Origin of the sequence: Pantoea osteomyelitidis, from assembly GCF_044342975.1 — a bacterium.
Taxonomy (GTDB): Bacteria; Pseudomonadota; Gammaproteobacteria; order Enterobacterales; family Enterobacteriaceae; genus Pantoea; species Pantoea osteomyelitidis.
Window position 1 is genome coordinate 1 of the sequence record NZ_JBGFSN010000007.1, and the last position, 6621, is coordinate 6621.

8 protein-coding genes and 1 pseudogene are annotated in these 6621 nt (G+C 56.0%); all 9 read right to left on the bottom strand.

The genetic code is table 11. The features are described from left to right. Window positions 1–367 (bottom strand): DUF3304 domain-containing protein (locus ABU178_RS16730; RefSeq protein WP_397216956.1); only part of this gene is annotated, 367 nt, incomplete at its 3' end. Between the two features lie 70 nt (window positions 368–437). Then, the gene (gene tli1 / locus ABU178_RS16735) at window positions 438–962 is read right to left on the bottom strand and encodes a T6SS immunity phospholipase A1-binding lipoprotein Tli1-KP (protein WP_397216958.1); all 525 of its coding nucleotides are present in this window, start codon (window positions 960–962) and stop codon (window positions 438–440) included. Window positions 963–1032: 70 nt separating this feature from the next. Beyond that, entirely contained in the window at window positions 1033–1557 is a 525-nt protein-coding gene (gene tli1 / locus ABU178_RS16740; protein WP_397216960.1) for a T6SS immunity phospholipase A1-binding lipoprotein Tli1-KP, read from the bottom strand. A gap of 89 nt (window positions 1558–1646) precedes the next feature. Then, window positions 1647–2092, bottom strand: a pseudogene (locus ABU178_RS16745) (DUF4123 domain-containing protein); the annotation flags it as partial. Between the two features lie 188 nt (window positions 2093–2280). Then, window positions 2281–2538, bottom strand: a complete 258-nt coding sequence (locus ABU178_RS16750) for a PAAR domain-containing protein (RefSeq protein WP_397216962.1) — start codon at window positions 2536–2538, stop codon at window positions 2281–2283. A gap of 19 nt (window positions 2539–2557) precedes the next feature. After that, window positions 2558–5008, bottom strand: a complete 2451-nt coding sequence (locus ABU178_RS16755; RefSeq protein ID WP_397216964.1) for a T6SS phospholipase effector Tle1-like catalytic domain-containing protein — start codon at window positions 5006–5008, stop codon at window positions 2558–2560. Beyond that, window positions 4996–5505, bottom strand: a complete 510-nt coding sequence (locus tag ABU178_RS16760) for a DUF3304 domain-containing protein (RefSeq protein ID WP_397216966.1) — start codon at window positions 5503–5505, stop codon at window positions 4996–4998. Before ABU178_RS16760 ends, ABU178_RS16755 begins: the two co-directional genes overlap by 13 nt. Before the next feature lie 125 nt (window positions 5506–5630). Beyond that, complete coding sequence (locus ABU178_RS16765; RefSeq protein WP_397216968.1) at window positions 5631–6140, bottom strand: DUF3304 domain-containing protein; 510 nt, start codon at window positions 6138–6140, stop codon at window positions 5631–5633. Window positions 6141–6265: 125 nt separating this feature from the next. Continuing rightward, a partial coding sequence (locus ABU178_RS16770; protein WP_397216970.1) for a DUF3304 domain-containing protein occupies window positions 6266–6621 on the bottom strand: 356 nt, incomplete at its 5' end.

The following is a 6621-nucleotide window of genomic DNA, read 5'->3' on the forward strand; positions in this document are numbered from 1 at the left end:
CCGGGACGGTTTTGCTGTGCTGCCTATCGTTCTCTTTCATTTTGTCCCTCCACTCCCTATATTTTTTTGAATCAGCAAATCCAGGAAAGCCTTCAGTCGATGCTTCCCCACTTTCCCAGTCAATACGCACCGTCATACCCGGCATCCACCGGGCGGGCACGCTGTAGCAGCAGCCCCCACCGCCGCCCTGGAACGGGCCAATAATGTCGATACCCGACTGGTTATCCACACTGAAATGGTTAATCGCCCATTTGGTATGGTTGATGGCGTCAATGGTGCCGCCGCCCCCTGCCTGAGCGGCAGGCTGCGAACAGCCGGTTAACAGCAACAATCCCGCCAGCAGCGGGCTTAACAATGAATGTTTCATCTGAACTTCCTTGTATGAAGAAGGGATTAACAAAGAGGGGGAAATTGCTTCAGGGCTGAACCGGTTTCCGCTATTTCGGACATACTTCTGGCTCCTTCATTCTGACAGGCTCTTTAATCGGGTAGCTGGCATTTCTCGGTGACCAGCAACTGGTTGTCACCTTAACCTCATCACAGGGCAAAAAGTGCACCGTAATGCCGCAGACATCCTGGCCGTTATAGTCGGGGACCGGGACGGTTTTGCTGTGCTGCCGTTTTTGGGCATCAACTTCTTTCTTCCAGGCTTTGTATTTAGCTCTATCAGCAAAACCAGGAAAACCTTTAGAACCACCTACCCCGGTTTCCCAGTCAATTCGCACCGTCATACCCGGCGTCCAGCGGGCGGGCACGCTGTAGCAGCAGCCCCCACCGCCGCCCTGGAACGGACCAATAATGTCGATACCCGACTGGTTATCGACACTGAAATGGTTAATCGCCCATTTGGTATGGTTGATGGCTTTAATGGTGCCACCACCACCGCCCTGAGCAGCGGGCTGCGAACAGCCGGTTAACAGCAACAATCCCGCCAGCAGCGGGTTTAACAGTGAATGTTTCATCTGAACTTCCTTGTATAAAGAGGGGATTAACGAAGAGGGGAAAATTGCTTCAGGGCTGAACCGGTTTCCGCTATTTCGGACATACTTCTGGCTCCTTCATCCTGACGGGCTCTTTTATCGGGTAGGACGGGCTGCCGTAGGTGTAGCAGCTGGTCGTGACCTTCACATCATCACAGGGCAAAAAGTGCACGGTGATGCCGCAGACATCCTGGCCGTTATAGTCGGGTACCGGGACGGTTTTGCTGTGCTGACGATTCCGGGCTTTCATTTTCTTAGCCCAGGCGAGATACTTTTCATCATCGCCAAAACCGGGAAATCCATCCATATCCCCTACCCCGGTTTCCCAGTCAATTCGCACCGTCATACCCGGCATCCAGCGGGCGGGCACGCTGTAGCAGCAGCCCCCACCGCCGCCCTGGAACGGACCAATAATGTCGATACCCGACTGGTTATCCACGCTGAAATGATTAATCGCCCATTTAGTGTGGTTGATGGCGTCAATGGTGCCGCCGCCTCCGGCCTGAGCGGCAGGCTGCGAGCAGCCGGTTAACAGCAACAATCCCGCCAGCAGCGGGTTTAACAGTGAATGTTTCATCTGAACTTCCTTGTATGAAAAGAACCTTAACAAAGGGAGGATGACGTGACCTCTGGTAAAACGATTTCCTTTTTCCATCAGGTATTTATTTATGTAGCAAGCCATGTTTCCATGCTCCAGGCACTCGCGTGCTTCATCCAGAATAATGCCCCGGTTGGTTGCCTCCACCATGTCCTGATAACAATCAGAAAAAAGCGCCTGTCGAGATGCATACCTGCCCGCTGGCGGTGCACTGTGCGACAGGAGGACCATGACATCACAGACACACATCAGATACTCCAACTGGCGATCGCTGAGGTCGATTTTGGTTTTTTTTTCATCGCGAGCCTGGGGCGTACCGCTACCTTTTATACCTCTTGAGTTGCTATCCATATCCTGCCAGGCCCAGAACACTACAGGATGCAACAAAGGCTTTTGCTGTTCCTCACTAAGAACATGTGTAAAAAACAGGGGAAAAATCCGCGTATCGTAAAATCCCGCTCCGCCCTTCCTGCAGAATATCCATACACTGCGTGAGCCAGCTAGCCGGTGATGAAGCTGACGAACGAGCCAGACTCCCCTCATCAGTATTACGACCCACACCGTTCCCCATGCCGCCCCACTGGCGGGGCGAAGCAGCGCCATCCCTCCTCCGCAGAGCAACGCCAGCAGTGCGCATACTGACAGCCAGCGTTTGCCATCGGGGGACGCGCTGCCCGATAAGGTGGATATTCCGGCACGGCCTCATTGTGCAACGCCACAGTCAGGGAAAGAACTGACCAGCGTGCACCCACAGGCACATCGGTGCCCGTGCAGAGCCACCGGCTGCCCGTCCGCTTCCATCAGCGAACTGCCTTCGCTGATGACCGTCATGCCGTGTTTATTGCACTTCACCACATCCCCCTTGCAGGCTATGCCTTTGCCGAAGCAAAGATAGTGCCCGCCCAATACCTTACCGCCATGCTCCCGCAAGGTATCGCCCTCACGTATTACCTGTTTCATCCGTCATTCCTTCCCTGGCTTATGCCGTCCTCGTCGACGCAAACTTTTCTGCCCAGCCGGACTCAATCACCGATTTCGCCAGCGCCAGCCGTTGTTCACTGACTGCCTGCGTTTGCCGGGCGACGACCACACCAGGTTCCCTCGTCGATGCCTGTAACAGTGCGGCATCCGGCAGCATCGACAGCGGTTTGCCGGAAAGCAGATCGATAGCTTGGGTTTCCAGATAAACAGCTCCTACGGTACCGGCAAGGCCCGCAAGTTTCTGCTTCACATTTTTCTGTTTGATGATAATGGCCACGCCTCCGGCGAGGGTCGCTGCCCCCACTACCGCACCGGCAACTATCAGCGGCGTTACCGGCTTACTGCTTCGGCTGCCAAAATAGATCATCCGGTAGAGGAAATAGCTGCCCCACGGCTCCCTGGCGCCAAGAGCGTTGTGCATAAACCACGCGCGGGAATCATGAACCTGATCGTCAAACAGCGCCCGAACCAACCCGCCAGGTTCACTGGCGTTGCCTGCTTCACCCGCTTCGGGGAAAAGGATTTTTATCCGCTGTTCACCGGCGGCTTTCATTTTCCGCCACTCGCCGTACTCATCGTCATTATTGAGCAGGAAGATGGCGTTACTCGCTGAGTCAGCCACCTCAAACAGCCAGTTACCGGTACCCGTGCGGGAGAGTCCGTGATAATCCTCTCTGAACTCTTCTGCCGCCTGCCGCAGCTGCGTCTGCCCGAGGGCGGCGTCAAAATCTTTCGGCCCCTGAGGAAGCAGCAGGAAATCGCTGTCTTTACTCTGCTCGACAATGAGCTTCCGGCGCGCTTTCTCAACGGCATCCTGTGCGGCCTGCCTCTCTGCCTCCGCCTGCTTTCTGACCAGCGGATCGCTGTGTTTATCCAGCCCGTTCGCAGCAGAGTCGAGGTAAAAGCGCTGCGTTTTGTAGCTGCCTCCGGCATAGCGATGAATACGCCACGCCGTGATCCAGCCCAGCTGATTTTCGAGGGCTTTTTCCAGACTGACGGAGGCGCGCGGGGGATCGTACTGTGCGGCCTGTTCAGGCGGGATGGGCTCCGGGGGCGTGGTCAGACCCAGGGTGAGTTCCCGCCAGGCGTTGAAGCGTTCAGAAAGTGCCTCATCGATAAAGAATGCTTTACCAACAACCAAAGGCATTCTTCTCCAGTTATTACTTTTTAATTCACTTGGCAAAGCATCTTCAGGAACTTTTAAAGGTGCACCAGAATTGAAAGCAGAGGCATACATTTCGTGCAACGCTATTTGTGACAGCAAAAAACCATCATTACCAGCATTAGCCTTTCCCTGGTCCCCCGGCGGGTAACCTCCCCCTAAATCCGAGTGCACCCCCGGGTAAACCACCTCCACGCTGTTAGCCGGATAGCGGCCATCCGCACGGCGGATCGAATCCAGCGGGAAGCAGAGCCGCTGTTCATGGGACGATACGAGGTGTATGCAGCGCTTTATCAGCCCACCGTAGATCTTTTCAGCTGGCAGCTCCTGGGTGCCGTCCGCCCAGCCCATATGCCCATCCGCCACCGGGGCAATATGCGCCACGCCGACCGAGGCAACCGTATCTAATAATCCAAGAAACTCCACGCTTAACGGAATTTTCAGCCCGCCCAGCGCCAGGCACTGTTCGGGTTTCTCCTGGCCCTCTTCAGGCTCTGGCAACAGCTCGCTGAGCCAGTTAACAAAGGTGCGGGCCGCCGCCGCGCCGCGTGAAAAGCCATACACGTACAGCTTGATACCCAGCAGCTTCGGCTTTCCGGGCTCGGCCGGCATCAGCGCCTTTTGCAGGTCCGGTGACATACCTTTTAACAGGCTCTGAAACGTCTCATACCGGTTCGCGCTGCCGGTCAGGCCAAACGATGCCAGCGAGGTGGCCATCTTTTCCACCGCGCGCCAGCACTCGCCGTCCGACAGTGTCCCCTTGCCCATGGTCCGCTTCAGGGCGTCGATCAGGCGCAGCAGTCCCCAGTTGATCCGGTCTTCCCCGTACGTGGCCGCCGCCAACCCCGTCATGGTGAAATCCAGATCCAGGATCTCGGGGAAAGGTGTGCCGACGCCGGGAATATAATACTTGTAGTACTTATCGCCACCGCTGCCGCTGGCATCAAGCAGCTCCGGCGCTTTTTCCGCCAGTCCCCCGGCATAACCCTGACCGATAGTGGCGCGGAACAGGCGGGCAATATTGGTGGGGTGCTTCGGGTTGGCGTGGTAAAAGTCGTGATTGAGATTGTTTCCGGTACCGTCAAAAAACAGACTGATATGCAATGTTTTGCAGCAGGGCGGCTCCACGCGTCGCCCGGCAGCCAGGCACAGCGCCTGCCGGTAGGCCAGCTCCTGGTTGTCCTGTTGCGCGCAGTTCTCCCCAACCAGTGCCGCCTCAGTGGGTAAGCGTCCCTGCGCCGGAAACGCCGGCGGGTACCATGTCAGGTCGGTGATTATTTCGGACATACTTTCGGCTCCGTCATCTTGAGCGGCGCCTTTATCGGGTAGCCCGGATGGCCGTAGTTTGCGCAGCTGGTAGTCACCTTAACCTCATCGCACGGCATAAAGTGCACCGTGATCCCGCAGGTCTTTTGTCCCGTATAGTCCGGTATCGGCACTGTCTTGCTGTGCTCACGATTATTGGCGCTCATTTTTTTTTCCCAGGCCAGATACTTTGCCGTATCTGCAAATCCAGGAAAACCTTTCATTGATGCTTCGCCGCTTTCCCAGTCAATTTTCACTGTCATACCCGGCCGCCATTTCGGGGGGGCGCCGTAACAGCAGCCCCCGCCCCCGCCCTGATAGGGCCCGACAGCATCAATGCCCGACTGACCGTCAACGCTGAAATGGTTGATTGCCCATCTGGTATGGTTAACGGCTTCAAGGGTGCCCGCCAGGGCTGCCTGGCTGCCGGTGACCAGCAGCAACGCACCGAGCGTTACGGCACAATCTGTTGTTTTCATGGAATATTCCTTTATTTAAATGAACGGCTCACGTGCATCCTGCTCAGCCATAATCGCCGGGACAGGCATGGCTGAGCATCAGGCTTCGGGGTGTAACAGAGGGGGGATAAACGCCGGAGCGGCATTTACTTCGGACAGGCCTTCGGCTCCGTCATCTTGAGCGGCGCCTTTATCGGGTAGCCCGGATGGCCGTAGTTTGCGCAGCTGGTGGTCACCTTAACCTCATCGCACGGCATAAAGTGCACCGTGATCCCGCAGGTCTTTTGTCCCGTATAGTCCGGCACCAGCACAACCCTGCTGTGTTGTTTATTCTGGGCCTTCATTTTTTTTTTCCACACTAAATACTCATCCCACTTGTCAAAACCTGGAAACCCATCAGTATTTCCAACACCAGTTTCCCAGTCGACTTTTACCGTCATACCCGGCCACCATTTCGGGGGCGCGCCGTAACAGCAACCCCCGCCGCCGCCCTGATACGGCCCGATAATGTCAATGCCCGACTGGCCGTCAACGCTGAAATGGTTGATTGCCCATCTGGTATGGTTGATGGCTTCAAGGGTGCCCGCCAGGGCTGCATTGAAGCCGGTGACCAGCAGCAACGCACCGAGCGTTACGGCACAATGTGTTGTTTTCATGGAATATTCCTTTATTTAAATGAACGGCTCACGTGCATCCTGCTCAGCCATAATCGCCGGGACAGGCATGGCTGAGCATCAGGCTTCGGGGTGTAACAGAAGGGGGATAAACGCCGGAGCGGCATTTACTTCGGACAGGCCTTCGGCTCCGTCATCTTGAGCGGCGCCTTTATCGGGTAGCCCGGATGGCCGTAGTTTGCGCAGCTGGTGGTGACTTTAACCTCATCGCACGGCATAAAGTGCACCGTGATCCCGCAGGTCTTTTGTCCCGTATAGTCCGGTACCGGCACAACCCTGCTGTGTTTACGATTATTTGCTTTCATTTTATTCCGCCAAACATTGTATTTTTTCCTATCTGCGAATCCAGGAAATCCATCCATATCTCCCACCCCAGTTTCCCAGTCAACTTTTACCGTCATACCCGGCCGCCATTTCGGGGGCACGCCGTAACAGCAACCCCCGCCGCCCCCCTGATACGGCC

Bases quoted from the DNA above. Each gene is read 5' to 3' on its own strand.
- tli1 (WP_397216958.1), bottom strand. From the start codon at position 962: ATGAAACATTCACTGTTAAACCCGCTGCTGGCGGGATTGTTGCTGTTA.
- tli1 (WP_397216960.1), bottom strand. From the start codon at position 1,557: ATGAAACATTCACTGTTAAACCCGCTGCTGGCGGGATTGTTGCTGTTA.
- ABU178_RS16750 (WP_397216962.1), bottom strand. From the start codon at position 2,538: ATGAAACAGGTAATACGTGAGGGCGATACCTTGCGGGAGCATGGCGGT.
- ABU178_RS16755 (WP_397216964.1), bottom strand. From the start codon at position 5,008: ATGTCCGAAATAATCACCGACCTGACATGGTACCCGCCGGCGTTTCCG.
- ABU178_RS16760 (WP_397216966.1), bottom strand. From the start codon at position 5,505: ATGAAAACAACAGATTGTGCCGTAACGCTCGGTGCGTTGCTGCTGGTC.
- ABU178_RS16765 (WP_397216968.1), bottom strand. From the start codon at position 6,140: ATGAAAACAACACATTGTGCCGTAACGCTCGGTGCGTTGCTGCTGGTC.